Below are 24498 nucleotides of genomic sequence, written 5' to 3'. Positions count from 1 at the left end.
TCCTACAGCTTCTCCACCGGCGCATAGCGCAGCAGCAGCCGCTTCGGCTTCTCGCCGCCGAAGTCGATCGTCGCCTCGGCGTTGTCGCCGCTGCCCTTGACGCCGACGACCGTGCCGAGCCCGAAGCTGTCGTGGGTAACGCGGTCGCCGACGGCCAGCGAGGCCACCTGGCGGTCCGTGGCACGGCGGGTCGCAAAGCCGCTCGGGCCCTTGGAGCGGGCCGACGACAGCGTGGCTCCGATGCCCCCGCCGAAGCCGCCACCGCTCCCGCTGCCCGCCTTCAGGCCGCCCATCGAGGCGGACGGCGTCGCGGCGCCGGTGCGCTTCCACTCGACATAGTCGTCCGGGATCTCCTCCAGGAACCGGGAGGGCGGGTTGTACGAGGGCTGGCCCCAGGCGCTGCGCATCGTCGAGCGGGTGACGTACAGCCGCTCGCGGGCGCGGGTGATGCCGACATAGGCCAGCCGGCGCTCCTCCTCCAGCTCCTTGGTCTGGCCCAACGAGCGCATGTGCGGGAAGACGCCGTCCTCCAGGCCGGTCAGGAAGACGACCGGGAACTCCAGGCCCTTGGCGGTGTGCAGCGTCATGAGGGTGATCACGCCGCTGCCGTCCTCGTCCTCGTCGGGGATCTGGTCGGAGTCGGCGACCAGGGCGACCTGCTCCAGGAAGTCGGAGAGCGTGCCGGGGTTCGCCTCCTCCCGGTCCTGCTCGAACTCCAGGGCCACGGCGGCGAGTTCCTGGAGGTTCTCGATCCGGGTCTCGTCCTGCGGGTCGGTGGAGGCCTGGAGTTCGGCGAGGTAGCCCGTACGCTCCAGGACGGCTTCCAGGATGGTGGCGGGCCCGGCGCCGGACTCGACGATCGTGCGCAGCTCCTCCATGAGGACGTTGAAGCGCTTGACGGCGTTGGTCGAGCGGGCGGCCATGCCGTACGCCTCGTCGACCCGGCGCAGCGCCTGCGGGAAGGTGATCTTCTCGCGGGAGGAGAGGGCGTCGATCATCGCCTCGGCGCGCTCGCCGATCCCGCGCTTGGGGACGTTGAGGATCCGGCGCAGCGGGACGGTGTCCTCGGGGTTGGCGAGCACCCGCAGATACGCCAGGACGTCGCGGACCTCCTTGCGCTCGTAGAAGCGCACACCGCCGACGACCTTGTAGGGCAGCCCGACCCGGATGAAGATCTCTTCGAAGACACGGGACTGGGCGTTGGTGCGGTAGAAGACGGCGACATCGCCGGCCTTGGAGTCGCCGGCGTCCGTCAGCCGGTCGATCTCGTCGGCGACGAACTGCGCCTCGTCGTGCTCGGTGTCGGCGACATAGCCGGTGATCTTGGGGCCGGCGCCGGCGTCCGTCCAGAGGTTCTTGGGGCGGCGGTTCTCGTTGCGCTCGATGACGGCGTTGGCGGCGGACAGGATGGTCTGGCTGGAGCGGTAGTTCTGCTCCAGCAGGATCGTCGTGGCGTCCGGGTAGTCCTCCTCGAACTGGAGGATGTTGCGGATCGTGGCGCCGCGGAACGCGTAGATCGACTGGTCGGCGTCACCGACGACGCACAGCTCGGCGGCGGGCATCTCGGCCGTACCAGGGCCGACCAGCTCGCGGACGAGGGTGTACTGGGCGTGGTTGGTGTCCTGGTACTCGTCGACGAGGACGTGGCGGAAGCGGCGGCGGTAGTGCTCGGCGACATCCGGGAAGGCCTGGAGCAGATTGACCGTCGTCATGATGATGTCGTCGAAGTCCAGGGCGTTGGCCTCGCGCAGCCGCGCCTGGTACATCGCATACGCCTCGGCCAGAGTCTTCTCGAAACCGTCGGCCGCCGTCCCGGCGAAGGTCTCCTCGTCGATAAGCTCGTTCTTGAGGTTGGAGATCTTCGCGCTGAAGGACTTGGGCGGGAAGCGCTTGGGGTCCAGGTCCAGGTCGCGGCAGACCAGGGCCATCAGGCGCTTCGAATCGGCGGCGTCGTAGATCGAGAAGGAGGACGTGAAGCCCAGCTTCTTGGACTCGCGGCGCAGGATCCGTACGCAGGCGCTGTGGAAGGTGGAGACCCACATGGCGTTGGCACGCGGGCCGACCAGCTCCTCGACGCGCTCCTTCATCTCACCGGCGGCCTTGTTGGTGAAGGTGATCGCGAGGATCTGGCCGGGGTGGACATGGCGCTCGGCGAGCAGATGCGCGATGCGGTGGGTCAGCACCCGGGTCTTGCCGGAGCCGGCGCCGGCGACGATCAGCAGCGGGCTGCCCGTGTGCACCACGGCGGCCTTCTGCTCGTCGTTGAGCCCCTCCAGCAGCGCCGCCGCGTCGACGGGCGGGCGGGCGGCGCCGTCGCGGTAGTACGCCTCCCTGGGCACGGGCGCGTCGAACTTCCCGCCGAAGAGGTCGGCGGGGATCTCCTCCGGGGCCGGGCCGTGCTCGTCCTCGGGAGGTGGCGGGTGCTCCTCCTCGCCCTTGTGGCCGAGGTCCGCCAGGAAGCTGTCGTCAAAGAGGCTGCTCATCGCCCACCGAGTCTAGGCCGCCGCACCGACAGCGTGCTGCGGAGTGGGCGATAGTCGGCCTCGTGCGGGGCGGGCCGCGGCGCTGTGGCTGGTCAGGGGGCCGTCCGCGCGTCGGCCGGGGCGCGCACCCACCTACCCGAATCCGACATCTGCCACAAGGAGCCCCTCATCGCGTTCAGGTCACGAAAAGGTTTCGGGCATATCGAACATCAGCCTTCACAGGAGCCACACGAGTTGGCTAACGTCCTCGCTCAGGCAGCCCGCCTCCCCGCGGACGACCGCGTCCGCACGGGCCGCCCGCGCCGAGTCCGGCCCTGCCGCCAGGCACCCGGAGCCGGGGACCCACCAGCACCAATGGGGTGAATCGATCCGTACGACTGCGCCAGCAGACGTCCGGACCGTAGGGCAAGCCTTCCGTCAGCGACACCCGCCCGAACCCGACAGCTAACCCGGTAGGCGGTCCACGGAAGGAGTTGCCGGCCTTGGCGTCCCATCGCAAGCCGCGCACCAGCGTCCTCACCTCCCCCGGGAGTCGTCGTGCGGCGGCCGGGTTCACCACCGCCGCCCTCGCCTCGGTCACCCTGCTCTCGCAGTCCGCCGACGCGGCCCCCAGCGCGCCCAAGCCCACCATCGAAGAGGTCAAGCAGAAGGTCGACGGCCTCTACCGCCAGGCCGAGGTGGCCACCCAGAAGTACAACGCGGCCAAGGAGCACGCCGATCATCAGCGCGACACCGTGGACGGCCTGCTGAACGCCGCCGCCAAGCGCGCGGAGAAGATGAACGAATCCCGGCGCGAGCTGGGCATGTTCGCCTCGGCGCAGTACCGCACCGGCGGCATGAACCCGACGGCGCAGCTGATGCTCGCCAAGGACCCGCAGCAGTTCGTCGACCGCAACCACCTGATGGAGCGGCTGACCGGTCGGCAAAAGCAGGCGGTCACCGACTACCAGGAGCAGCAGGCGGCGGCCACCCGGCAGCGGGCCGAGGCGACCCGCAGCCTGGAGCAGCTGCAGACGTCGCAGGCCTCCCTGAAGGAGTCCAAGCGTGCCGTCCAGGACAAGCTGGCCGAGGCCCGGCAGCTGCTGTCCCGGCTGACCGCCCAGGAGAAGGCGCGGCTGGCGGAGCTGGAGCGCCAGAAGGAGGCGGCGGCCAAGCGCAAGGCCGAGGAGGAGGCGCGCCGGCAGCAGGAGCGGGAGCGTCAGCAGCAGCAGCAGGACGGCGGCGGCTCCACCGGCGGCCAGACCGGTGGTGGCTCGACGGACGGCGGCTCGACCGGCGACTCGTCCACCACCAAGGCCGAGAAGGCGCTCGCCTTCGCCCGCGCCCAGATCGGCAAGCCGTACGTCTGGGGCGCGACCGGCCCCACCTCCTACGACTGCTCGGGGCTGACGCAGGCGGCGTGGAAGGCGGCCGGGGTCGATCTGCCGCGCACGACCTGGGACCAGGTCAAGGTCGGCCAGCGGGTGGCGACCAGCGATCTCAAGCCCGGTGACCTGGTGTTCTTCTATGACGACATCAGCCACGTAGGCATGTACATAGGCGGCGGCAAGATGATCCACGCGCCGCACCCGGGTGCCAACGTCCGGGAGGAGTCGATCTACTACATGCCGATCTACGGGAGCGTCCGCCCGGCCTGAGCCCGGCCCCGCTCCCCCACAAGGCCACCCCCCACGGCCACCCCCCACACGCCACCGCGCGGCCGTCGCCTCCGGAGTCCGGAGCGCGATGCCCGCGCGGTGTGCCGTAGTGGTGCCGTGGTGGTACCGGCGGCTCAGGTCCAGAGCACCGCGATGAAGATGTTGGCGATCGTGAGTGCGCCGACCGCGCCGAACAGCGGCTTGTCGACCTTCTCCTCGTCCCGCTTGACGTAGACCAGCGCCAGGATCACCACCAGAACGGCCATCTTGATGCCGATCTTGATGTTGTTGACGGGGTGGTCCTGGGCCTGGTTGAGGCCGACCAGCACGATGCCGGTGACCAGCATCGTCAGCGCGCCGTGCAGCATGGCCGGCACGAAGCGGGCGGTGCCCGCGCTCATCGCCTTCATCTGGGTCAGAAAGCCGCCCAGCAGGGAGGCGATGCCGATGATGTGCAGGCCGACGAAGATATTGATTACTACGTCCATAGTGCTGGATCGTAGCCGCCGCATAGCACGGCCCTTCAGGCAGGGCGCCGACAATCGCCGCATCGGTCACGGCAGACCGCTCCCGGCCGTGCGCCCGCGGCGCCGCGGTCACCCGCGTACCGGCAGCGGTCGAAAGCGGGCAATGCCGCGCAAGCGGACTCACCTCCGTGGCGCCCAGGCTTAGCGTCCTCCTCCAAGCGGTCGACTCCCCGCCAACGCCGGGCTCCACACCGGCGTTTCGTCGACCGCCCCGCCGAGAGGTCCGGCGGCGGTCCGCTCCCCCGTTGCGGACCGCCTCCGGACCCAGGGCCCGAAGGGAAGGAAGTGACGGCCACCGTGGCCTCGCACCGCAAGCCCAGGCAGCATCCGCTCGCCTCGCTCACCGGAGGCGGCTCGCGCAGCGCGCGCACCGCCCGTACGGCCGCCACCCTGGCCCTCGCGGGTGCCGCCACCGCCACCACCTTCGACGGCACCGGCCAGGCCGTACCCGAGCCCACCCCCGCCCAGGTCAAGGGCCGGGTCGACGCGCTGTACCAGGAGGCAGAGGTGGCCACGCAGAAGTACAACGGTGCGAAGGAAGCCGCCGATACGGCACGCCAGGAGCTGAGCGGACTGCAGGACGAGGCCGCCCGCAGGACCCGGAAACTGAACGCCGCCCGCGGCGAACTGGGCACCATGGCCGCAAGCCAGTACCGCTCCGGCGGCGTGGACCCCACCGTACGGCTGCTGTTGTCCGCCGATCCGCAGCGCTATCTGGACGGCGCCGCGGTCCTGGAGCGTACGGGCAGCCACCAGGCGACCGCGGTGGCCGGTTACGCGCGCCGGCTCGGCAGCGTACGGCAGGTCCGGCAGCGGGCCGAGGACACCGCGGAGCGGCTGGTGGGCACCGAGACCGCGCTGAAGAAGCACCGGGTCACCATCGTGCGGAAGCTGGACGCCGCGGAGCAGCTGCTCGACCGGCTGACTGCGGAGCAGCGGCGGCGGATGGCGGGCCGGGACGGCTCCCGGGGCGGGGCGGCCGACGGCCGTGCGGACCGGGGGGCGGGGCGCGGTGACGGCCTCCTCGGCGGGGTCCCCACCGGCTCGGGGGCCGCCGCTGCGGCATCCGCGCAGGCTCCCAACGCCCGTGCCGCGCAGGCCGTTTCCTTCGCGTACGGCGCACTCGGCAAGCCGTACGTCTGGGGCGCTACCGGCCCCTCCGCATACGACTGCTCGGGCCTGACCCAGGCCGCCTGGAAGTCCGGCGGCGTCTCCCTGCCCCGTACGACCTACACCCAGGTCAGCTCCGGGCCACGTATCGACCGGTCCCAACTGGCCCCCGGAGACCTGGTGTTCTTCTACTCGGGCATCAGCCATGTGGGGCTCTACATCGGTGACGGCAAGATGATCCACGCTCCGCATCCGGGTGCGCCGGTACGGATCGCACCGATCGACCAGATGCCGTTCGCGGCGGCGACCCGGCCCGCGTAGGGGTCTGCGTACGGGCGCAGCGCCTCCGGCACCTCCGGCACACAATTCGGCGCTAGCAAAGCTAGCTATTGAAGCATTGCTACTGCAGGACAGGGCCATGCGAGTTAGCGTTGCTAGTAGAGTTAGCAACGCTAACCAAGGACCTCGTGGTGGCCGGCGACCGGGTGGTCGGGCGCTTCGTCTGCCGCGGCACCCACACCGGACCGTTCCTCGGGATACCCGCGACCGGCCGGAGCATCGAGATGCGCTCCATCGACATCTGGCGTGTGGCGGACGGCATGTTCGCCGAGCACTGGGACGAACTGAACACGCTGGAGCTGTTCCAGCAGCTGGGCGTGGTGCCTGCGCTGGACGCCGCGGCGGATGCCGACGGTGCCGCGTGACGGATCTCAGCCCCTGAGCTGCGTCCCGAACCACCGGAAGATCTCCGGCACCTGCTGCCGCCACACCGCCGTGGTGTGGCCGCCCGCGAGCGCCGAGATCTGCTGCACGGTCACCGTCGTCGGGCGCTTCGCGAGCTGACGCAGTCCGATGCCCGCCTGGTAGCCGTCGCCCGCGGCGCCCGACACATACAGCGCCGTACGCGGCGGCCTACCGGCGGCGTTGGCGGACTTCAGGATGTGCATCGGGTTGGACTCGATACGCAGCTTGGGGTCCTTGCCGGCGAGCGAGTCCGGCTCCAGCGCCGGGTCGTTGTAGCCGGACATGGCGACCGCGGCGCGGTAGCGGTCCGGGTGGGACAGCGCGAGCTTGGTGGCGCAGTGCGCGCCGGCCGAATAGCCGGCCAGCGCCCAGGAGTCCGGCTTGTCGCCGGCCCGGAAGTTGTCGACGATCATCTGGCGTACGTCGACGGTCAGCCAGCTGTCGGCGTTGACCTTCCCGGGGATGTTGACGCAACCGGTGTCGGCGCCGGTGAGGATATTGGTACGCGGCGCCACCAGGATGAACGGCTTGATCGCGCCGCGCTGCATCAGCGGCCCGAGCTGCTCGCCCACGTGCAGCGACCCGAACCAGGCCTTCGACGAACCGGGGTAGCCGGGCAGCAGCTCGACCACCGGGAACTTCTTGTTCCGGTAGGCGGGGTCGTTGTACTGCGGCGGCAGCCATACGTACACCTCGCCCAGCACACCCGAGATCCGGCCCCTGAGGTCGGTCATCGTGACACCGGCGCCCATCCTCGCGTCATCGGCCGGGCGGAACCGCTGGAGCTGCTTGGGCCGGTTCTTGATCTGCTGCCCGCCCATCCCGTCGGGGCCGAGATCCTTGGCCGCCTCGACATGGCTGTCGGTGCCGAGCAGATCGCCCCAGGTGTCGTAGAGATTGTTGGCGTTGTTGACCAGGACGAAGACCACGGTGATGGCCGTGATCTGGGCGAACACCAGCATCAGCAGCCGGGCGACGGTGCGGACCAGCCGCGGTCCGGCTATCCGGCTCCATACGGCGAGCGGCAGCACCACGGCGACGATCAGCAGCGCGATCGAGGTGAGGAAGAAGGGCGTGCCCGTCAGGCTCATCGGGATCTCGTTTCCAGGACATACGCGAAGGACGTGGGGGTGGTTCCGCCCCCGCCTTCGGCAGTGAGCCTCTCCGCGCCCTTAGATGGCGATCCGCGCGGTCCTGGTTGCCCGTCTTTGGTCGTTCTTTGCGACCTCGTCCCTCGGCTTTACCCCCTCGTGCCCGGGCCCCGTGCCCTCGCCCTCCGGCCGCTCGTCAACGGGATCCGCGCCGCGCGGCCGGGCGCGGGGCCTGCGCGGAGCGGATCCCGACGTCGCAGGTCAGACCAGCCGCCGGGCCGTGGCCCAGCGGGTCAGCTCATGGCGGTTGGAGAGCTGGAGCTTTCTGAGCACCGCGGAGACATGCGATTCGACCGTCTTCACGGAGATGAACAGCTGCTTGGCGATCTCCTTGTACGCATAGCCGCGGGCGATCAGCCGCAGCACCTCGCGCTCGCGCTGGGTGAGGCGGTCCAGGTCCTCGTCGATCGGCGGGGCATCCGTCGAGGCGAAAGCGTCCAGGACGAAGCCGGCGAGCCGGGGCGAGAAGACGGCGTCGCCGTCGGCGACCCGGAAGATCGCGTTGACCAGGTCCGCGCCGGTGATCGTCTTGGTGACATAGCCGCGCGCGCCGCCACGGATGACGCCGATGACGTCCTCGGCCGCGTCGGAGACCGACAGCGCGAGGAAGCGGACCGGGCGCTCGGCGTCGGCCATCATCGCGGCGCAGCGACGCAGCACCTCGACCCCGCCGCCACCGGGGAGATGGACGTCCAGGAGGACGACCTCGGGGCGGGTGGCCGTGATGACCGTGACGGCCTGGTCGACGTCGGCGGCCTCGCCGACCACCTCGACGCCGGTGCGCCCGGTCTCACCGATCTCGGCCTGGACGCCCGTACGGAACATCCGGTGGTCGTCGACCAGCACGACACGGACGGTCCGGCCCTCGGCCGTCCCGCCGCCGGTCTCGCCCTGCTGTGCGCCCTCGCTGCTCATCTCTTCCGCCCGTCCCTCGGTGTCTGGCCCGTCATCATCCCGTGCCCCGGCCCGCGGTGTCGCCGCCGGCCGCCCCTCGCCCTGCCCCGTCATGCGTCACGCTCCTGCGCGGTGCGCTCCACCTCCAGCTCGACGACGGTGCCGCCGTCGGGGGCGGAGCGCAGCCGGGCGGTGCCGCCGTGGCGCTCCATCCGGCCGATGATGGATTCCCGTACGCCCATCCGGTCCGCGGGGACCGCATCCAGATCGAATCCGGGGCCGCGGTCGCGCACCGAGACAAAGACCGTACGGCCCTCCACCTCGGCGAACACCTGCACCGGGCCGCCCTCGCCACCGTACTTGGCGGCATTGACCATCGCCTCGCGTGCGGCCTGCATCTGGGCGCCCAGCACCTCGTCCAACGGGCAGTCGCCGACGACCACGACCTCGATCGGGACGCCGTGGTGGTCCTCCACCTCGGCGGCGGACTTGCGGACCGCCTCCGCCAGGGTGGCCGCTTCCTCGTCCTCGTCCTTGCCGCGGCCCTCGGGTTTGTAGAGCCAGGCGCGCAGCTCACGTTCCTGGGCGCGGGCCAGCCGCGCCACCTCCCGGGCGTCGTCGGCGTTGCGCTGGATCAGGGTGAGGGTGTGCAGGACGGAGTCATGAACATGGGCGGCCACCTCGGCGCGCTCCTGGGCACGGATGCGCATCAGCCGCTCCTCGGAGAGGTCCTGGGCCATCCGTACGAGATAGGGGCCGGCCAGCAGCGCGATGCCGACGACGACGGCGAGCGAGGCCTGCAGCACCGAGCCGAGATGCCGCACCGAGCCCTGCAGCACGACGATGCCGGTCACGCCGACACAGACCAGCAGCACACCGGCCGCGCCGCGCAGCATCGGCAGCAGCCCCTTGCGGCGGCCGAGCTCCAGCCACTGGGCGCGGCGGGAGTTGTCCGCCTGGCGCCACACCAGGGCGACACCGGCGCCGATCAGCAGCACCGGCCAGAGATAGCCGTTGGCCTGACCCAGCTGGAACCTGGAGGCGACGATCGCGGCACCGATCAGCAGCGCGATCAGCGCGAAGACCTGCCCCTTGTCGGGCCTGCGGGCCAGCCGCCGCCGCTTCTCGTCGCCCGGGGCCAGGTGCCGTGGCTCCACGCCGCCGACGCCCAGCGGGACGAAGAACCAGAACGCGGCATACAGCAGGGCGCCCATGCCGTCGGCCATGAAGAGGGCCACGAAGACGATCCGGACCCAGGAGACCGGCAGTCCGAGATGCCCGGCGAGACCGCGCGCGACGCCACCGAGCAACCGCCCGTCGGCGCTGCGGTAGAGCTTGCGCACGGGCGGGTCGTCGGGGTCCGGCGCCGGGGCGTAGGCCGTCTCGGCGCGGGGTGGCGCTGTGGTCATGTCCCCGATCGTCACACGCCGTGCGGGCCCGGGGCATCAGGGTCGACCCTGAACCCGTCCCTGACGTTTCACGGGGCGGTCCCGGAGCGGTCCCGGGGCTGGGCCTCAGCTCTTCGACTCGGTCCTGCGGAAGCCGTCCTTCACAACCGAGAAGACCTTCTCGAACTTCGTCCAGTTCACTTCCGGCGCGGACACATAGATCGCGTACTCCTTGTCACCCTCGCGGCCGAACCCGAGGTCGATGCCGCGATAGGTGCGGGCCCGGCCCCCGAAGGTGAACTCCCAGATCGCGGCGGGATCGCCCTGGAAGACCGTGTCCTGCATACGCAGCCGTGAGTAGACGGGGTACGACCTCTTGAAGTCGGCCTCGACGTCCTTGAAGTGCTGCACCTGATCCGCCGAGGAGAAGTCCAGGACGCTGAGGGTCAGCCGCGCGAGCTCGCCCTCGGAGGCGTAGACGATCTGCCGTCCGCCGTCCCTGACCTGCCGCTGCCAGCCGTTGGGCACCGGGAAGGTGACGCCGAGCGCGGTCTCCGTGGCCTTGCGGTAGCCGTCGGGGAGGGGCGGCGGGGATCCGATGCTGGTGTTCGGGACGCTGGGGAGTACCGGGACGCCCTTGTTGCTCGCCTTCTTGGACACGCCGGAGTCGTCGCGGTGCAGCACGTACCAGGCCGTGCCCGCGCCGCCGCCGGCGGCCAGCACCCCGACGACGCTCCAGGCCACGACCCGGGCGCCACGCCGCTTGCGGGCCACGGGGCCGCCGGACCGCCCGCCGAGGGCTCCGTCCGGCACGGCCACCCGTCCGGTCACGGTGCCGCCGCTGCCCGCACCCGTGGCCCTATACGCCCCGGCGCCGGTCCCGGTGGCGCCGCGCGAGCTGGCCTCCGGCTCGCCCGTATGCGACACCGCACGCGTCGGCGCCTCCCCCTGCTCGTCCTGCTCGTCCGGCTTGGCCTCCGCGCCACGGCGCCCGACGGTCCCCAGGGCCAGTGTCGGCCAGCCGATCAGCGCCGTGTCCGCGTCGCCCTCGGCCGCGCGCAGCGCCTGCTCGACGACGTCGGTCGTCGGCCGGTCCTCCGGCTCCTTGGCGAGCAGCGCCTCGATCAGCGCGGTCAGCGGCCCGGCGTTGGCCGGCGTCGGGAGCGGGTCCATGGCGATCGCGTACGCCGTCTCGACCGCGGTGTTCTTCCGGAACGGGGGCCGTCCCTCGACCGCCTGATAGAGCGTTGCGCCCAGCGCCCACAGGTCCGAGGCGGGTCCGGGGGTGCCGCCCTTGACCCGCTCGGGCGCCAAGTAGTCGATGGAGCCGACCAGCTCACCGGTCTTGGTGAGCGTGGAGGTGCCGCTGGCGACCGCGATGCCGAAGTCGGTGAGCACGACCCGGCCGTCCTCGCCGAGCAGGACGTTGCCCGGTTTGACGTCACGGTGCAGCACACCGGCGGAGTGTGCGGCACGCAGCGCAGCGATCATGCCGCGGCCGATACGGGCGGCCTCGCGCGGTGTGACCGAACTGTCGGTCCGGGCGGCCTGCTTGATGGCGTCGCCGAGCGTCGTGGAGGGGACGTACTCCATGACGATGCACGGCAGCCCGGCGTCGTCCACGACGTCGTGCACCCCCACCACATTGGGATGGTTGATGCGGGCCGCGGCCTGCGCCTCCCGGGTGGTGCGCTCATGGCGGGTCGCCAGTTCGTCCTCGTCCAACTGCGGCGAGACGTGCAAACGCTTGACCGCGACCTGGCGGCCGAGGACCTCGTCCCGGGCGCGCCAGACCGTGCCCATACCGCCTTGGCCTATCCGTTCAACAAGTCGATACCGCCCGGCGACCAGTCGCCCCTCGTCCACCGACGCCGCCTCCGCCACCGCACGCCCCTCCGGAAACCCGTACGTATCCAGGGCGCAACGATAGTCTTTGAGGTCGGCGGACAGACCCCCGGCCACCGCCCGTCGCTGCCCTTCTTTCAGGCGGCGCGGGATCGCGGGGGCATATGCGAACCGGCGGGGGATTTCGGGACCCCCCTGGGGCATGTCGGGGCCGCCGGCAGCGGATCTCAGGGATCTGCCAGGGTTTCCACGGATACCGGGGCTCGGTCGCTCTTGTCACCATGGGTCCATGAACGATGCAGCCCCCGTCGAGGAGTCGGCACCCTCCGACCCCGCCGGCCCCACCCCGCCACATGCCCCGCTGCGCCGCAGCCGGCGGCACAAGGTCGTCGCCGGGGTGTGCGGCGGGCTGGGCCGGCAGTGGGATCTCGACCCGGTCATCTTCCGGATCGTGCTCGCCGTGCTCTCCGTCGGCGGCCTCGGCCTCATCGTCTACGGCTTCGCCTGGCTGCTCATCCCCCTCGACGGCGAGGACGAGAACGAGGGCCGCCGGCTGCTCTCCGGCCGTGTCGAGGGCTCCGCGCTGACGGCCCTGCTCTTCGCGCTGGTCGGCTGCGGACTGTTCCTGACGACTCTCTCCAAGGGCAGCATGATGTCCTTCGCCATCATGCTGATGCTGGTGGTGGCCGGCTCGGCGTATTGGTCGCGCCGGCGCCGGCAGGCCGAGGCCGAGGGGCCGGAGGCGATGGACTCCGCCACCGCCCAGGCGGTCGCCGACGCCCCGCCGGAGACCAAGGCGCCCCCGGTGCCGACCGGCCCCTCCTGGTGGCGTGAGCCGCGCTCCAAGGACGCGGCCGGTCCGGGCTATCTGTGGGGGCCCGAGAACACCCCGCTGCCACTCGACATCAGCTACCGGTTCGAGCACGGCGCGGGCGCGGCCACCGCTCCTCAGCGGCACGGCGCCTGGTCCGGGCCGGGCCGCCCTCCCGGCCCGTCGGTGCCACCGCACGGTGCCCACCCGGCCCGGGCCCCGCGCAGGACTCCGCGTACCGGCCGCCCGATAGGCGGCTGGACGTTCCTGCTGGCGCTGTTCGCCGGCGCCGGAACCGCGGCCTCCATCTACCGGCACGACGGGCTCGCACCGTCCCTCCAGGCGGGGCTGGCGGCCGCGCTGGTCGTCTTCGGCCTGGGGCTGGTGCTCAGCGCCTGGTTCGGCCGGACGGGCGGCGGCACGGTCTTCATGGTGGTGCTGACGGCCCTGCTGCTGGCGGGTGCGACGGCGCTGCCCGACAACATCACCGCCAACTGGCAGCACCGCACCTGGACCCCCACCAGCCTCACAGCCGTCCAGCCGCATTACGAACTCGGCTCCGGAGAAGCGGAGTTGGACCTCGGCGAACTCCCCCTCAAGGACGGCCGTACGGTCCGCACCAGCGCGGACGTGGGCGCCGGCCGCCTCCAGGTGACGCTGCCGCAGGGTGTCACCACCCATCTGCGCATCTCGCTCGGCGTCGGCGACATCCAGCTGCCCGGCGATGCGCCCGACGATGTGGACCTCTCTGCGGGTGGTCAGCAGCGGACGGTCACACTGCCCGCCGAGGGCCTCCAGAAGGGCGAAAAGCCGCGCGGCTCCCTGGACCTGGTTCTCAACGTCGGCGCCGGCCAGGTCGACATCCGGCGCACGGTCCCGGCTCCCGCCCCGCCGACACCCGCCGCACCGACACCCGCCGCGCCGACCGCCCCGACCCGTCAGGGAGCCCCCTCGTGAAGCGCCACCCCTTCGAACCGGCCCGCCTGATCTCGGGCATCGCCGCCCTCGCCGTCGGCACGGGCTACGGCCTCGACGCCCTCGACATCTGGCACGCACCCGGCCCCTGGCTCTTCTTCGCCCTCCCCGCCGGTCTGGTCCTCTCCGGCATCACCGCCGCCATCTGGGCAACGGCCCGCCGCCACCACGCGGACCGCGCCGACGAGCCGGCCATACCCCAACGCTCCTGATCCACCGGCCCCGGCCTGATCCACCGGACGCGCCTGGGCCTGCTTCTGATGGCGCTTGTTCTGCCGGGTGGATCAGAACTGGCGTTGGGCATGCATGTGGCTTGGTGGGGTCAACACTTCAACGGCTGGTGTCCCGTGGCCATGTACGGGAGGCCGGCAGTCCGCATGTGGGAGGCGCGCGTGAGCACGGAGCAACAGTGGGACATCGTTTCGGGAATCGGCATCACGGCCCTGGCGGTGGCGGCGAGCAGAGCCCGTGAAACCAGTCGCCCCGACGCCCTGGCCAAGGACCCGTATGCGGCTGTTTTCGTCAAGGAGGCCCACCCGCCGGTGCCGCTGCCGACGACCGAGGCCGAGGCGGCGGCAACGGAAACGCAGCGCACCTGGTCGGCCACTTCCGCGTACGTAGCCGTGCGTACTCGTTACTTCGACGACTACTTCCAACGGGCCGCCGAGGCCGGCGTCACGCAGATGGTGCTGCTGGCGTCGGGGCTCGACACCCGGGCATTCCGGCTGCGCTGGCCGGCGCACACCGTCGTCTACGAGATCGACCAGCCCTTGGTACTGGACTTCAAGTTGAGCGTCCTGCGCAAGCGGGGCGCCACCACCGGATGCGACCACCGGCCGGTGGCCGCGGACCTGAAGGAGGACTGGTCGGCGGCACTGGAGAAGGCAGGCCTCGACCGTTCGCGCCCGACCGCCTGGCTCGCCGAAGGGCTCCTGCCCTACCTCCCGCCCACGGCCGAGGACGACCTGTTCCAGGAGATCCACCGGCTCTCCGCCCCCGGCAGCCAACTCGCCGTGGAGTACATCGGCGACATGCAGGGGGCTCTGGACGACTCCGCGATTGCGGACAGCACCCGGCGCCTGGGAGTCGACATCAGGGGACTGGTCCACACCGGCCGGCAGCCCGCCCCCGGAGTGCGCCTGTCGGAACTGGGCTGGGAGACACGGGAGGTGTCGGCCGCGGAGGCGGCAAGAGGCTATGAACGCCCTCTGGACCCCACCTCCTTCATGAGCAGTGCCGTCTACACCTGTGCTCGCCGGTCATGACGCTCACCGAGAACGCCGCGACGAATGGCGAACGTTGCCGCCTACGGCGTCCCGGCGCGTCTGTGCGTCTACCGCGTCCCGATGCGTCTGTGCCTCTACGGCGTCCCGGTGCGCCTGTGCCTCTACCGCGTCCCGGTGCGCCTGTGCGGCGGAATGCGGCTGCCGGCGGCCGTTGGGCAGTTGTCGGCCTGGCCGGCGTGGCCGGCCAGGCACGGCGGGCAGAGCCCGGTCATGCATTCCGCCATGACCGGCTCGGCATCCCCGGCGGACTGCCCGGATCGCCGCCATGAGACTCGAGCCCGGCGTCACCTTGGACGTTGCCGAGACCAATCTCCGCTCCGCGCTGAACGTGCTGTCGAACGCCCGGTCCGGCGGTCCGTTCGAGACGCTCTGGCAGAGCTACATGGCAGCGGTCCACAAGGCCATGCCGCTGGTGGCCCGGACATTCGCCGAACCGGATATCGCCGCGGTACTCCAGTCGTCGGCGTACTGGCATCTCCTTCCCACTTCCGGGCTGGGAACGGAGCCGAACCAGGCCGCCTCCCACGAACTGTCCCTGCGGATAGCCGACCTGAAGGACGCGCTGCAGGACCTGGAGCGGCTCAAGCGGACCGCCGCCCGGCCGGGCGTGCCCGTGGTGATGGACACCAACATTCTCCTGTGGTGGCAGCAACCCGGAGGAGTGCGGTGGGCCGAGGTCCTCAAAAGCCAAGGAGCCGATACGAGTTCAGCGCGCCTTGTGGTCCCGCTGGTCGTCATCGATGAGCTGGACCGGCACAAGTACGGGGACGGCCTGCTGGCGAGACGGGCCGCGACGGCGATCCGGTACCTGGAGCGGGCGCTGGGCACCTCGGGGCCTGACGAGGCGGTGGAGCTCGCACCGCAGGTCACCCTGGAGGTCGCCCGACCCGCGGGACGTCATCCGGTGGGCGTCGATGCGGACCTGCGGATCCTGCTGTGCGCGGCGGACATGGATCAGCTCTGCCCGGCAGCGGGGACGCGGCTTCTGACCGACGACACGGGAATGCGGCTTCGAGCCCGTGACATGGGGCTGACGACGATGCGCCTGCCGCAGGAGTACAGAAAGCCGGGGACAGCGATCGGCGAGGAACCGGAGCAGAAGAACGGATCTTGACGGCCGCGCGCGGGATGGCCAGACGCCTTCCACCTGAAGCGCGGAGTGCGTCCTGCGATTCCGTTCACGACTCCGGGTGAGGCCGTCCCGGGAAGGCGGCACCCATGGTGAGTGGAGGTGTGCGTCAGCTCCGAACCGGCCGGGAACGGAGTGCCGCCGGCCACGCGGCACACACGGACTGCCGCCGCGACCGGCATACAACGAGGCTCGGCCGCCACCTGGATCTGGTCAGCCGCAGCGAACGTGCCCCCAGGCGTCGCGAGCCCGGGGGCACCTCACGGACGGAGTCCGGGGGAGGGAGTTTGCGGACACTCCCTAGCCGAACAGCTGCGCCCCGTGCCTCTTGCGGCGGTTCGCCAGGGCTGCGTCCAGGGAGAACATCGGTGTGCCGGCCAGTACGAGCGGGAGCCAGGCCATCAGATAGGCCAGGTCATTGCCGTAGTAGTACGGCGTGATCGCCCAGCTCACGGTGAGCCACAGCGTCAGCGAGATCAGCGCTCCGCCGAACGCCGCCAGCCGTCCCAGCAGCCCGACGAGGGTGCCGAGGCCCACCGCCAGCTCGCCGGCCGCGATGGCGTAGCCGAAGCCCACCGGGCTCTTCTGTGCCAGGTCCACCAGCTGCGGCAGCGCCGCCGCGTCATGCACCTGGCGCAGCGTCTCACCCAGCGACCCGGCACCGCCGGCGGCCAGAAACGCGTGGTCCATCAGTTTGTCCACGCCTGCGTAGATGAAGGTGGCACCCAGAAAAAGGCGCAACGGGAGCAGCGCATGGCGCGCCAGCTGCCCCCGCAACCCGGTGCCGGCGCCATCGACGCCCGCCCCTCCCAAGTCGGCACCGATCGTGCGATTCGCGTGAACCATGACGTCCGCCTCTCCGTTGCCACCGGGAGCAGACGATTGTGCCCGCGCCCGCGCCTCATGGGGAGATACGTACGCACGTGCGCAAGAGGTTCAACGGACCGATGCACTTCAGGCGGCTGCCGCACACAAAAACGTCACGCAAACCCGGTCCGCGGCGGCAGGCACCCCCGCCCGGCGCCGGCCTCAGTCCTGGACGTCGATCGGATAGCCGTTCGTCTCCACGCCCGCCGCCGTGACCACCCGGACCACCACCCGGCCCGGCTCGACATCGACCGGCACCGGCACCGTCAGCACCCCGTCCGTCGGATTGGCGAAACCACCGGCCACCGGGACCAAGGGGACCGGGACATGCACCGCACCGATCCGTACGACGGTCCGGGCGAGCCGGTCGGGCGTCGTGGCGCCCGGCGGGACGAAACCGGCGCCGCGGATCTCGATGTCATCGCCGGTACGGACCGGCGCGGCGAGATCGCCCAGCTCCCGGGAGCGCACCACCGAAAGGATCACCGGGCGGCCGCCGGCCACCCTCTTCGCCGCCAGATACGTGACGCCGGAAAGCGCCAGCAGAACCACCAAACCCCAGGGCAGCTGCGGCAGCTGGCCGGGCCGCCCGGCCAGCCGCACCAGGGCGCAGGCCAGCACGGCCGCATTGACCAGGACGTACTGCACGTCCATGAAGCTGCCCCGCCCCGCGTCGTCCGCGAGCAGATCGGAGGCCCGCGGCCGCTCCGCGGGGACCTTCTGCAGCCGCCCCGACCGCACCCGCGCGGCAACCACCCCGTACGCCAGCACCGCCACCGCGCACCCGACGGCGAGCGCCGCCAACAGCGCGGCGGAGCGGTCGAGTTCCAGGCCCTGGAGCAGACCTCGCCGCTCACCCGCCCCGGGGGCCGTCGCCAGTTGTACGACCACCATCAGCACGGCGTACAGCACCGCGGTCGCCCAGCCCGCCGCGACCGTCCGCGAGGTGGACAGCCGGCCGTCCTCGCCGATCAGCGGTGCCAGCGCCCCACCGTGCGCACGGTGCCGCCAGGCCGCCAGGGTCAGCCCCAGCGCCAGGACGACGGCGGCGATCAGTCCCGCCGTACGACCCGCGGTCCAGCCCGCGCCGATGGCGGTGAGCGCCTGTCCGACCAGCAGGGCCACCACAGCGCCCCAGATCACCAGCAGGGTGCGCCACCGTACGGCCGTCAGCCAGGCGACCCCCTCGTCGGCGCCCCGCTTGGCCAGCTCGCGGGCGGAAAGGGTCAGTTCGTCGGAGACCCACTGCCGGGCCGCGCCGGCGGAGTGCGCGAGTCCGGACGGCACACCGCGTCCGGCGGCGAAGTCCTCGCGCAGCGCGACGAACGCGGCGACCGCCTGCCGGTGCCCTACCCGGGCGCCGTGCGGGCACCGTCCGCACCGGCACTCACCGCCGTCGGCGCGCTCCGCGCCTTCCACCGGCTCGCCCGTTCCGGTCATCCTGCCCGCTGCATCAACCGACACGTTCGTTACCGCCCCGCCACCGCTTGCCGTCAACTTGTGTTATGCGAAGGGGAATTGTGCCTCAAATGGCCGGGGCGGATATCAAACGTCCACCTGGTGGCGGGTGGCGGGTGAATCGGCGCGTTGACGCCCGGTGACAGTCGGCCCTGGTCGCCGCGCACACCCGGATATACGTATACATACGCACACCCGATCGTCGGCCGACCAGGCAAACCCGACGCTTCCCCCGTTCGGGCGAACCGGGGCACGGCGAAGGCTGAGCGGCCCGCCCGCTGCGCAAGCTCTCGCCGTGTATCAACTACACGGATCGCACAGATCGCACAGCCGGGATGAACCACCCGGACGAGACGGGCCGCACGGGCAACAGGGGCGGTACGGGCAACGGGACCGGCGCAGACACCGGGGCCGGTACGGGCACATATCCCGCCTGGTGGCCGGCCTCCTGGCCGCCGCGCTTCTCCTGCTGGCCGGGGTCGCCGCACTGCTCGCCACCTCGGCGGCGGCAACCGCCCATGACCGGCCCCACCGCCCCGCCACCGGCGACAATTGCGCCTTCGCCGGCACCGCTCCGCCCGTAGACGTACCGACCGGCTTTCCCATGCCGCGCGGCTGGCACTTCCCCTGCACCCGGACCAAGCCGACGCCCGCGCCCTCGCGCACCCCGGCACCTCGTCCGCATATCTCCCGGCCCGCGCCACCGCCGCCGGCCCCCGAGCCCCGGCCGACGCCGTCCCCGACACCACCCCCGCCGCCACCTCCGTCTCAGCCTCCGCCCACGTCGCCGCCACCCGCGCCGCGTGCCCGCCCCGCTCCCCCGCCGCCGCCCGCGCCCAGGATCCCGCGGCGCCCGGCGTCACCTCCGCCCGCACTCCCCCGCAGCTATGCGCCGGCGTCCCACAGGCCGCGCGACGGGCGCTCCATGGTGACCACGACCTTGCTGATCACCGCCCCGGCCGTGCTGGCCGGCGCCGCCCTCCGTCCCCGTTCGCGCTCCTCGTCCGGTTCCGCCGGGCGCCGTTCCTCGTAGGAGGTCTCCATGTCGCAATGGCTGGTACTGACCATCGCCATGGCCGTAGCCTGCGGCGTCGTTCTGACCATCACCGTCCTCAAGGAGCGCCGGATCAGCGAGGACGACGACCCGTCCGAAACACCCGATGTGATCGAGTATCTGACGATGATGGTGGGGGTGGTGTACGCGATCGTGCTGGGTCTGGCCATCGCCGGTGTCTGGGAGGCCAGAAGCGCGGCCGAGGACACCGTACGGACCGAGGCGCAGGCGCTGCACGAGGTCAGCGCGCGGGCCCGGGCCTACCCCGCGCCGGTGCGGGACCGGATCCGCTCGGACGTCGAGGCGTATGTGACGCACGTGGTGCACAAGGAGTGGCCGGTGATGGCCGAGCAGGGACGGCTCACCCGGCGCGGCACCGACCTGCTGACGAAGGTCCGCGCCGATGTCACCGACTACCACCCGTCCAACGACTTCGAAGGGCAGTCCTACCAGCCGCTCGTCGACCAGGTCGCGGTGGCCGACGGGGCCCGCACGGCCCGTGCGGACGCCGCCGATTCGACGCTGCCGGGTGTGGTGTGGTTCGGGCTGATCACCGGGGGCGCCATCTCCGTGGGCGTGATGTTCACCCTGCAGATCCGGCGTTCGGGGCGGGAGTTGCTGATGGCCGGACTCTTCAGCGCGCTGATCGCCTTCCTGCTGTTCCTCGTCTGGGACTTCGACGCACCGTTCAGCCGCGGCATCTCCGCAAGTGCGGATCCGTTCCTCGACCTGTTCCCGCATCCGTGAGGCGGGGGCCTGCGGGTCGATACCCCGCAGGCCCCTGCCCGGGCTCATCCATATGACTCGCCCTGGTCGAACAGATCCGGCTCGCTCCGCGCGATCTGCTGGTACAGCGGCTGGTAGTTGATCCACGCCACCAGGTCGTTGCCCAGCTGCTCGCGGGTGTGGACGGCGTTGTGGTGATCGATCAGGACCGGCTTGCCGGCGGCCTTCGCGGTCAGCTGCACCTGGCAGGAGCGCTCCATGGTGATGAACCACCACGCCGCCGCGTCCACCGAGTCGCCGACCGTCAGCAGCCCGTGATTGCGCAGGATCACGGCCTTGTGCGGGCCGAGGGCGGCCGCGATCCGGCGGCCCTCCTCCTCGTCCACCACCACGCCCGTGTAGTCGTCGAAGAGCGCATGGTCCTCGTAGAACGCGCAGACGTCCTGGGTGATCGGGTCCAGCAGCTCGCCCAGCGAGGACAGTGCCCTGCCGTACGTGGAGTGGCTGTGGGCGGCCGCGATGACATCGGGGCGGGCCTGGTGGACCTGTGAATGGATCGCGAACGCCGCCTGGTTGACGTGGTAGCGGCCCTCGACGACCTTGCCCTCCGCGTTCACCAGGATCAGATCGCCGACGGTGATGTGCTTGAAGGACATCCCGAAGGGGTTGACCCAGAAGCAGTCGGGGAACTCCGGGTCGCGCGCGGTGATATGTCCCGCCACGCCCTCCTCGAAGCCGAAGCGCCCGAAGAGGCGCAGCGCCGCGACCAGGCGCTCCTTGCGGTGGCGTCGCTCGCCCTCGACGGTCTCGTGCGTCGGCGGCATCGCGAAGTGCAGCTGGTCGGTGGGTATGGGCGTCGGCTCGGGCATCGCGGCTCTCCTCCTGCGCATGCGGCTCTTGGTGCTCGATGCGGAAGCTACCTTCCACTACCGCAGGTAACTAGGGTCGTGACGGGGGCGGTTGGGGCTACCGGCATGATGAGGGCACCAGAACGGCACAGAGGGAGCACACCAATGAGAGCCGTATCGGCCAGCAAGGACATCGACGCCACACCGCAGCAGATCTTCGCCGTACTCCGGGACCCGGCCAGGCACGCCGAGCTGGACGGCTCGGGCATGCTGCGCGGCCGCCCCGAGGGGCCCTCGCCGCTGGGCCCGGGCGACCGGTTCAGCATGGGGATGGCGCAGGGCCGGATCGCGTACCGGTCGGTGAATGTCGTGGTGGAGTACGAGAAGGACCGCCTGATCGCCTGGGAGACCTGGGGCGAGGTGCGCGGCCGGCGGCTCGTCGGCGGGCAGCGCTGGCGCTACGAGCTGAGCGCCGACGGCGGGGGCACCACCCGCGTCACACACACCTACGACTGGTCGCGCGCCCGCCTCCCCCGTCTTGTCATCGAACTCCCCGGCTACCCCAAGCGGATGGGCTCGGCGATGGCCACGACGCTGGAGCGGCTGGCGTCGGCCGTACGGGGCTGAAGCCCGCCCGCGACCTACTCCGCCGGCCCGTACCCGCTCAGCAGCTCCACGCCGCGCAGCAGCGCCGAGTGGTCGAGGCCGCCGTCGCCGCGGGCCACGGCGGAGGCGATGAGCTGGGCCGCGGCGGCGCCGACCGGCAGGGTCGCGCCGACGCCGCGGGCCGCGTCGGTGACGATGCCCATGTCCTTGTGGTGCAGCTCCAGCTTGAAGCCGGGGGTGAAGTCGCGGGCGAGAAGGTTGTCCTTCTTGCGGTTCAGGACGGTGGAGCCGGCCAGTCCGCCGCCCAGGACGTCCAGGGCGGCCCGCAGATCGACGCCGGACTTCTCCAGGAAGACCACGGCCTCCGCGAGGGCCTGTAGATTCACCGCGACGATCAGCTGGTTGGCGGCCTTGACCGTCTGCCCGGCGCCGTGCGGACCGCAGTGCACCACGGTCGTACCGACCGCGTCGAAGACCGGCCGTGCGGCGTCGAAGTCGGCCCGCTCGCCGCCGACCATGATCGACAGCACGCCCTCGACGGCGCCCGCCTCACCGCCCGATACGGGGGCGTCGAGCACCCGGATGCCCTTGCCGGCGGCGGCCCTGGCGAGGTCGACGGAGGTCTGCGGGGTGATCGAGGAGTGGTCGATCAGCAGGGTGCCGGGGCGGGAGTTCTCCAGGATGCCGCCGGGGCCGTACGCGACCGCCTCGACCTGCGGGGACGCCGGGACCATGGTGATGACGACATCCGCGGCTCGGACCGCCTCGGCGATCGACGCGGCCTCCGTGCCGCCGGCGGCGACCAGCGCGGCCGCCCGGCCGGGGCTGCGGTTCCAGCCGAACACGGTGTGCCCGGCCTTCGCGAGGTTCACCGCCATCGGGCTGCCCATGGTGCCGAGTCCGATGAAGCCGATCGTGCCCATTGCGCCACACCCTCCACATTTCCGCATGATGGATTCTGATTGCCACCATACGAAAGCTGTCGACGGAAGTCATCCCGTAAGGCGCGCGTCTCCGCGTCCCTCACCACCGCCCCAGGCGTACCCCGGCACACCGCTCCCCCCACACGACAACGCCGCCGCTCAGCAGGCTGAGCGGCGGCGTCATCAGGCGGTCGGTGGGATCACTCCCACTCGATGGTGCCCGGCGGCTTGCTGGTGACGTCGAGGACGACGCGGTTCACATCGGCGACCTCGTTGGTGATGCGGGTGGAGATCCGCGCCAGCACGTCGTACGGCATCCGGGTCCAGTCCGCGGTCATCGCGTCCTCGGAGGAGACCGGGCGCAGCACGATCGGGTGGCCGTACGTGCGGCCGTCGCCCTGGACGCCGACGCTGCGGACGTCCGCGAGCAGCACCACCGGGCACTGCCAGATCTCGCGGTCCAGACCGGCCGCGGTCAGCTCCTCGCGGGCGATGGCGTCGGCCTCGCGCAGCAGGTCCAGGCGCTCCTTGGTGACCTCGCCGACGATCCGGATACCCAGGCCGGGGCCGGGGAACGGCTGGCGGTGGACGATCTCGTCCGGCAGGCCGAGCTCGGTGCCGACCATCCGGACCTCGTCCTTGAACAGCTGGCGCAGCGGCTCGACGAGCTCGAACTCGATGTCGTCGGGCAGGCCGCCGACGTTGTGGTGCGACTTGATGTTGGCGGTACCGGTGCCGCCGCCGGACTCGACGATGTCCGGGTAGAGCGTGCCCTGGACCAGGAAGGCGACTTCCTCGCCCTCGGCACCGGCCTCGGCGACCAGCTCGGCCTGGGCCTGCTCGAAGACGCGGATGAACTCGCGGCCGATGATCTTCCGCTTCTGCTCGGGCTCGCTGACGCCGGCGAGCGCGTTCAGGAAGCGCTCCTCGGCCTCGACGACCTTCAGCTGGACGCCGGTGGCGGCCACGAAGTCCTTCTCGACCTGCTCGGACTCGCCCTTGCGCATCAGACCGTGGTCGACGTAGACGCAGGTCAGCTGGTCGCCGATGGCCTTCTGGACGAGGGCGGCGGCCACGGCGGAGTCGACGCCGCCGGACAGCCCGCAGATCGCACGCTTGGTGCCGACCTGTGCGCGGATCGCGGCGACCTGCTCCTCGACCACGCTGTGGGTGGTCCAGTTCGGCTCGATGCCCGCGCCGCGGTAGAGGAAGTGCTCCAGGACCTGCTGGCCGTGCGTGGAGTGCATGACCTCGGGGTGGTACTGGACGCCGTAGAGCTTCTTCTCGTCGTTCTCGAAGGCGGCGACCGGCACCACGTCCGTGGACGCGGTGACCGTGAAGCCTTCGGGGGCGGCGGAACAGGCGTCACCGTGCGACATCCACACCGACTGCTCGGCGGGGGTGCCCTCGAAGAGGGTGGAGCTGGGACGGGAGACGGTCAGCGGGGTACGGCCGTACTCACGGGCGCCGGTGTTGTCGACGGTGCCACCGAGGGTGGTGGCCATGAGCTGGAAGCCGTAGCACATGCCGAAGACCGGGACACCGGCCTCGAACAGGGAACGGTCAAGGCTGGGGGCGTCCTCGGCATAGACCGACGACGGCCCGCCGGAGAGAATGATCGCCTTGGGGTTCTTGGCGAGCATCTCCGCCACCGGCATGGTGGACGGCACGATCTCGCTGTAGACCCGGGCCTCACGGACGCGGCGGGCGATGAGCTGGGCGTACTGTGCGCCGAAGTCGACTACGAGGACGACGTCCGGGGCAGCGGCAGGGGGCGCTGATGGCACTTCGGCGGCCTTCCGGCGGTGTGGAGCAGGGGTTGGACTTTCGATTCTAACGGGCTCATACTGAGCGCCATGTCCAAGCAGCTGACCTTCGTCTTTACCTATGGCACCGGCCCGTCCGGCTGCCATGGTCGTGCTGCTTGATCCACTGACAAGCAACTTCCCAGGCGCCCCGGGCCGACAAGGTCCGGGGCGTTCTGCATCTGTCCGGACCTGATCATCGGCTCCGGGGCCACCCACCCCAGGAGACAC

Annotated in this window: 21 protein-coding genes and 1 riboswitch; of the genes, 9 read left to right on the top strand and 12 right to left on the bottom strand. The window is 71.2% G+C overall.

Annotated elements, in window-relative coordinates; genetic code table 11:
• Positions 1-2: 2 nt before the first annotated feature.
• Positions 3-2483: a DNA helicase PcrA gene (gene pcrA / locus KI385_RS27650; RefSeq protein ID WP_238574879.1), complete on the bottom strand. Its 2481-nt coding sequence runs from the start codon at positions 2481-2483 to the stop codon at positions 3-5.
• Between the two features lie 305 nt (positions 2484-2788).
• A riboswitch (cyclic di-AMP (ydaO/yuaA leader) is annotated at positions 2789-2958 on the top strand.
• A 7-nt stretch (positions 2959-2965) separates the two neighbouring features.
• Here pcrA and KI385_RS27645 point away from each other — a divergent pair.
• A complete protein-coding gene (locus KI385_RS27645; RefSeq protein ID WP_238574878.1) occupies positions 2966-4120 on the top strand; it encodes a C40 family peptidase in 1155 nt (384 codons plus the stop codon).
• Positions 4121-4254: 134 nt separating this feature from the next.
• Here the strand turns inward: KI385_RS27645 and KI385_RS27640 are convergent, their stop codons facing one another.
• The gene (locus tag KI385_RS27640) at positions 4255-4608 is read right to left on the bottom strand and encodes a hypothetical protein (RefSeq protein WP_238574877.1); all 354 of its coding nucleotides are present in this window, start codon (positions 4606-4608) and stop codon (positions 4255-4257) included.
• A gap of 324 nt (positions 4609-4932) precedes the next feature.
• Between KI385_RS27640 and KI385_RS27635 the strand changes: the two genes are divergently transcribed.
• Together KI385_RS27635 and KI385_RS27630 are read left to right on the top strand one after the other, a co-directional pair.
• Entirely contained in the window at positions 4933-6078 is a 1146-nt protein-coding gene (locus KI385_RS27635; RefSeq protein ID WP_238574876.1) for a C40 family peptidase, read from the top strand.
• A gap of 149 nt (positions 6079-6227) precedes the next feature.
• Positions 6228-6461 carry an ester cyclase gene (locus tag KI385_RS27630; RefSeq protein ID WP_238574875.1) on the top strand — a complete coding sequence of 78 codons (234 nt, stop codon included), beginning with the start codon at positions 6228-6230 and terminating at the stop codon, positions 6459-6461.
• Between the two features lie 6 nt (positions 6462-6467).
• Here KI385_RS27630 and KI385_RS27625 read toward each other — a convergent pair whose 3' ends face one another.
• The 4 genes from KI385_RS27625 to KI385_RS27610 form a co-directional block, all read right to left on the bottom strand.
• Positions 6468-7592 (bottom strand): alpha/beta hydrolase, encoded by a 1125-nt coding sequence (locus tag KI385_RS27625; protein WP_238574874.1) that lies wholly within the window; start codon positions 7590-7592, stop codon positions 6468-6470.
• A gap of 261 nt (positions 7593-7853) precedes the next feature.
• Positions 7854-8567: a LuxR C-terminal-related transcriptional regulator gene (locus KI385_RS27620; RefSeq protein WP_238577863.1), complete on the bottom strand. Its 714-nt coding sequence runs from the start codon at positions 8565-8567 to the stop codon at positions 7854-7856.
• Positions 8568-8656: 89 nt separating this feature from the next.
• Positions 8657-9955, bottom strand: coding sequence for an ATP-binding protein (locus KI385_RS27615; RefSeq protein WP_238574873.1), 1299 nt, complete (start codon positions 9953-9955; stop codon positions 8657-8659).
• 105 nt (positions 9956-10060) lie between these two features.
• Positions 10061-11737 carry a serine/threonine-protein kinase gene (locus KI385_RS27610; RefSeq protein WP_238577862.1) on the bottom strand — a complete coding sequence of 559 codons (1677 nt, stop codon included), beginning with the start codon at positions 11735-11737 and terminating at the stop codon, positions 10061-10063.
• A gap of 331 nt (positions 11738-12068) precedes the next feature.
• On the opposite strand from KI385_RS27610, the gene KI385_RS27605 reads away from it, so the two are divergent.
• The 4 genes from KI385_RS27605 to KI385_RS27590 all read left to right on the top strand — a co-directional run bounded on the left by KI385_RS27605 (position 12069) and on the right by KI385_RS27590 (position 15965).
• Positions 12069-13547 carry a PspC domain-containing protein gene (locus tag KI385_RS27605; RefSeq protein WP_238574872.1) on the top strand — a complete coding sequence of 493 codons (1479 nt, stop codon included), beginning with the start codon at positions 12069-12071 and terminating at the stop codon, positions 13545-13547.
• Positions 13544-13777, top strand: a complete 234-nt coding sequence (locus KI385_RS27600; protein ID WP_238574871.1) for a hypothetical protein — start codon at positions 13544-13546, stop codon at positions 13775-13777. Before KI385_RS27605 ends, KI385_RS27600 begins: the two co-directional genes overlap by 4 nt.
• Before the next feature lie 180 nt (positions 13778-13957).
• A complete protein-coding gene (locus KI385_RS27595; RefSeq protein ID WP_238574870.1) occupies positions 13958-14830 on the top strand; it encodes an SAM-dependent methyltransferase in 873 nt (290 codons plus the stop codon).
• A 286-nt stretch (positions 14831-15116) separates the two neighbouring features.
• On the top strand, positions 15117-15965 hold the full coding sequence (locus KI385_RS27590) for a PIN domain-containing protein (RefSeq protein WP_238574869.1): 849 nt from the start codon (positions 15117-15119) through the stop codon (positions 15963-15965).
• A 315-nt stretch (positions 15966-16280) separates the two neighbouring features.
• On the opposite strand, the gene KI385_RS27585 is transcribed toward KI385_RS27590, so the two are convergent.
• The 3 genes from KI385_RS27585 to KI385_RS27575 all read right to left on the bottom strand — a co-directional run bounded on the left by KI385_RS27585 (position 16281) and on the right by KI385_RS27575 (position 19349).
• Complete coding sequence (locus KI385_RS27585) at positions 16281-16826, bottom strand: TQO small subunit DoxD (protein WP_238574868.1); 546 nt, start codon at positions 16824-16826, stop codon at positions 16281-16283.
• Positions 16827-17009: 183 nt separating this feature from the next.
• On the bottom strand, positions 17010-18287 hold the full coding sequence (locus tag KI385_RS27580; RefSeq protein WP_238574867.1) for a hypothetical protein: 1278 nt from the start codon (positions 18285-18287) through the stop codon (positions 17010-17012).
• A 903-nt stretch (positions 18288-19190) separates the two neighbouring features.
• Entirely contained in the window at positions 19191-19349 is a 159-nt protein-coding gene (locus KI385_RS27575; protein ID WP_238574866.1) for a hypothetical protein, read from the bottom strand.
• On the opposite strand from KI385_RS27575, the gene KI385_RS27570 reads away from it, so the two are divergent.
• Positions 19348-20106: a bestrophin-like domain gene (locus tag KI385_RS27570; protein WP_238574865.1), complete on the top strand. Its 759-nt coding sequence runs from the start codon at positions 19348-19350 to the stop codon at positions 20104-20106. The two genes, KI385_RS27575 and KI385_RS27570, sit on opposite strands and share 2 nt — an antisense overlap.
• Before the next feature lie 44 nt (positions 20107-20150).
• On the opposite strand, the gene KI385_RS27565 is transcribed toward KI385_RS27570, so the two are convergent.
• Positions 20151-20975: a class II aldolase/adducin family protein gene (locus KI385_RS27565; protein ID WP_281066909.1), complete on the bottom strand. Its 825-nt coding sequence runs from the start codon at positions 20973-20975 to the stop codon at positions 20151-20153.
• A 123-nt stretch (positions 20976-21098) separates the two neighbouring features.
• Between KI385_RS27565 and KI385_RS27560 the strand changes: the two genes are divergently transcribed.
• Complete coding sequence (locus tag KI385_RS27560; RefSeq protein WP_238574863.1) at positions 21099-21560, top strand: SRPBCC family protein; 462 nt, start codon at positions 21099-21101, stop codon at positions 21558-21560.
• A 14-nt stretch (positions 21561-21574) separates the two neighbouring features.
• Here the strand turns inward: KI385_RS27560 and KI385_RS27555 are convergent, their stop codons facing one another.
• Complete coding sequence (locus KI385_RS27555; protein WP_238574862.1) at positions 21575-22462, bottom strand: 2-hydroxy-3-oxopropionate reductase; 888 nt, start codon at positions 22460-22462, stop codon at positions 21575-21577.
• A gap of 200 nt (positions 22463-22662) precedes the next feature.
• The gene (gene guaA / locus KI385_RS27550; RefSeq protein ID WP_238574861.1) at positions 22663-24249 is read right to left on the bottom strand and encodes a glutamine-hydrolyzing GMP synthase; all 1587 of its coding nucleotides are present in this window, start codon (positions 24247-24249) and stop codon (positions 22663-22665) included.
• Positions 24250-24498 lie beyond the last annotated feature (249 nt).

Origin of the sequence: Streptomyces inhibens (assembly GCF_022221585.1) — a bacterium.
Classification (GTDB): Bacteria; Actinomycetota; Actinomycetes; order Streptomycetales; family Streptomycetaceae; genus Streptomyces; species Streptomyces inhibens.
This window is presented reverse-complemented; position numbering and strand designations above follow the sequence as displayed.

Excerpts from the sequence above, each read along its gene's own strand:
- KI385_RS27615 (WP_238574873.1), bottom strand. The coding sequence starts at position 9,955 with ATGACCACAGCGCCACCCCGCGCCGAGACGGCCTACGCCCCGGCGCCG.
- KI385_RS27640 (WP_238574877.1), bottom strand. The coding sequence starts at position 4,608 with ATGGACGTAGTAATCAATATCTTCGTCGGCCTGCACATCATCGGCATC.
- KI385_RS27560 (WP_238574863.1), top strand. The coding sequence starts at position 21,099 with ATGAGAGCCGTATCGGCCAGCAAGGACATCGACGCCACACCGCAGCAG.
- KI385_RS27555 (WP_238574862.1), bottom strand. The coding sequence starts at position 22,462 with ATGGGCACGATCGGCTTCATCGGACTCGGCACCATGGGCAGCCCGATG.
- KI385_RS27610 (WP_238577862.1), bottom strand. The coding sequence starts at position 11,737 with ATGGGCACGGTCTGGCGCGCCCGGGACGAGGTCCTCGGCCGCCAGGTC.
- KI385_RS27570 (WP_238574865.1), top strand. The coding sequence starts at position 19,348 with ATGTCGCAATGGCTGGTACTGACCATCGCCATGGCCGTAGCCTGCGGC.
- KI385_RS27580 (WP_238574867.1), bottom strand. The coding sequence starts at position 18,287 with ATGACCGGAACGGGCGAGCCGGTGGAAGGCGCGGAGCGCGCCGACGGC.
- KI385_RS27575 (WP_238574866.1), bottom strand. The coding sequence starts at position 19,349 with ATGGAGACCTCCTACGAGGAACGGCGCCCGGCGGAACCGGACGAGGAG.
- KI385_RS27605 (WP_238574872.1), top strand. The coding sequence starts at position 12,069 with ATGAACGATGCAGCCCCCGTCGAGGAGTCGGCACCCTCCGACCCCGCC.
- KI385_RS27565 (WP_281066909.1), bottom strand. The coding sequence starts at position 20,975 with ATGCGCAGGAGGAGAGCCGCGATGCCCGAGCCGACGCCCATACCCACC.
- KI385_RS27590 (WP_238574869.1), top strand. The coding sequence starts at position 15,117 with ATGAGACTCGAGCCCGGCGTCACCTTGGACGTTGCCGAGACCAATCTC.
- KI385_RS27585 (WP_238574868.1), bottom strand. The coding sequence starts at position 16,826 with ATGGTTCACGCGAATCGCACGATCGGTGCCGACTTGGGAGGGGCGGGC.
- pcrA (WP_238574879.1), bottom strand. The coding sequence starts at position 2,483 with ATGAGCAGCCTCTTTGACGACAGCTTCCTGGCGGACCTCGGCCACAAG.
- KI385_RS27620 (WP_238577863.1), bottom strand. The coding sequence starts at position 8,567 with ATGAGCAGCGAGGGCGCACAGCAGGGCGAGACCGGCGGCGGGACGGCC.
- KI385_RS27625 (WP_238574874.1), bottom strand. The coding sequence starts at position 7,592 with ATGAGCCTGACGGGCACGCCCTTCTTCCTCACCTCGATCGCGCTGCTG.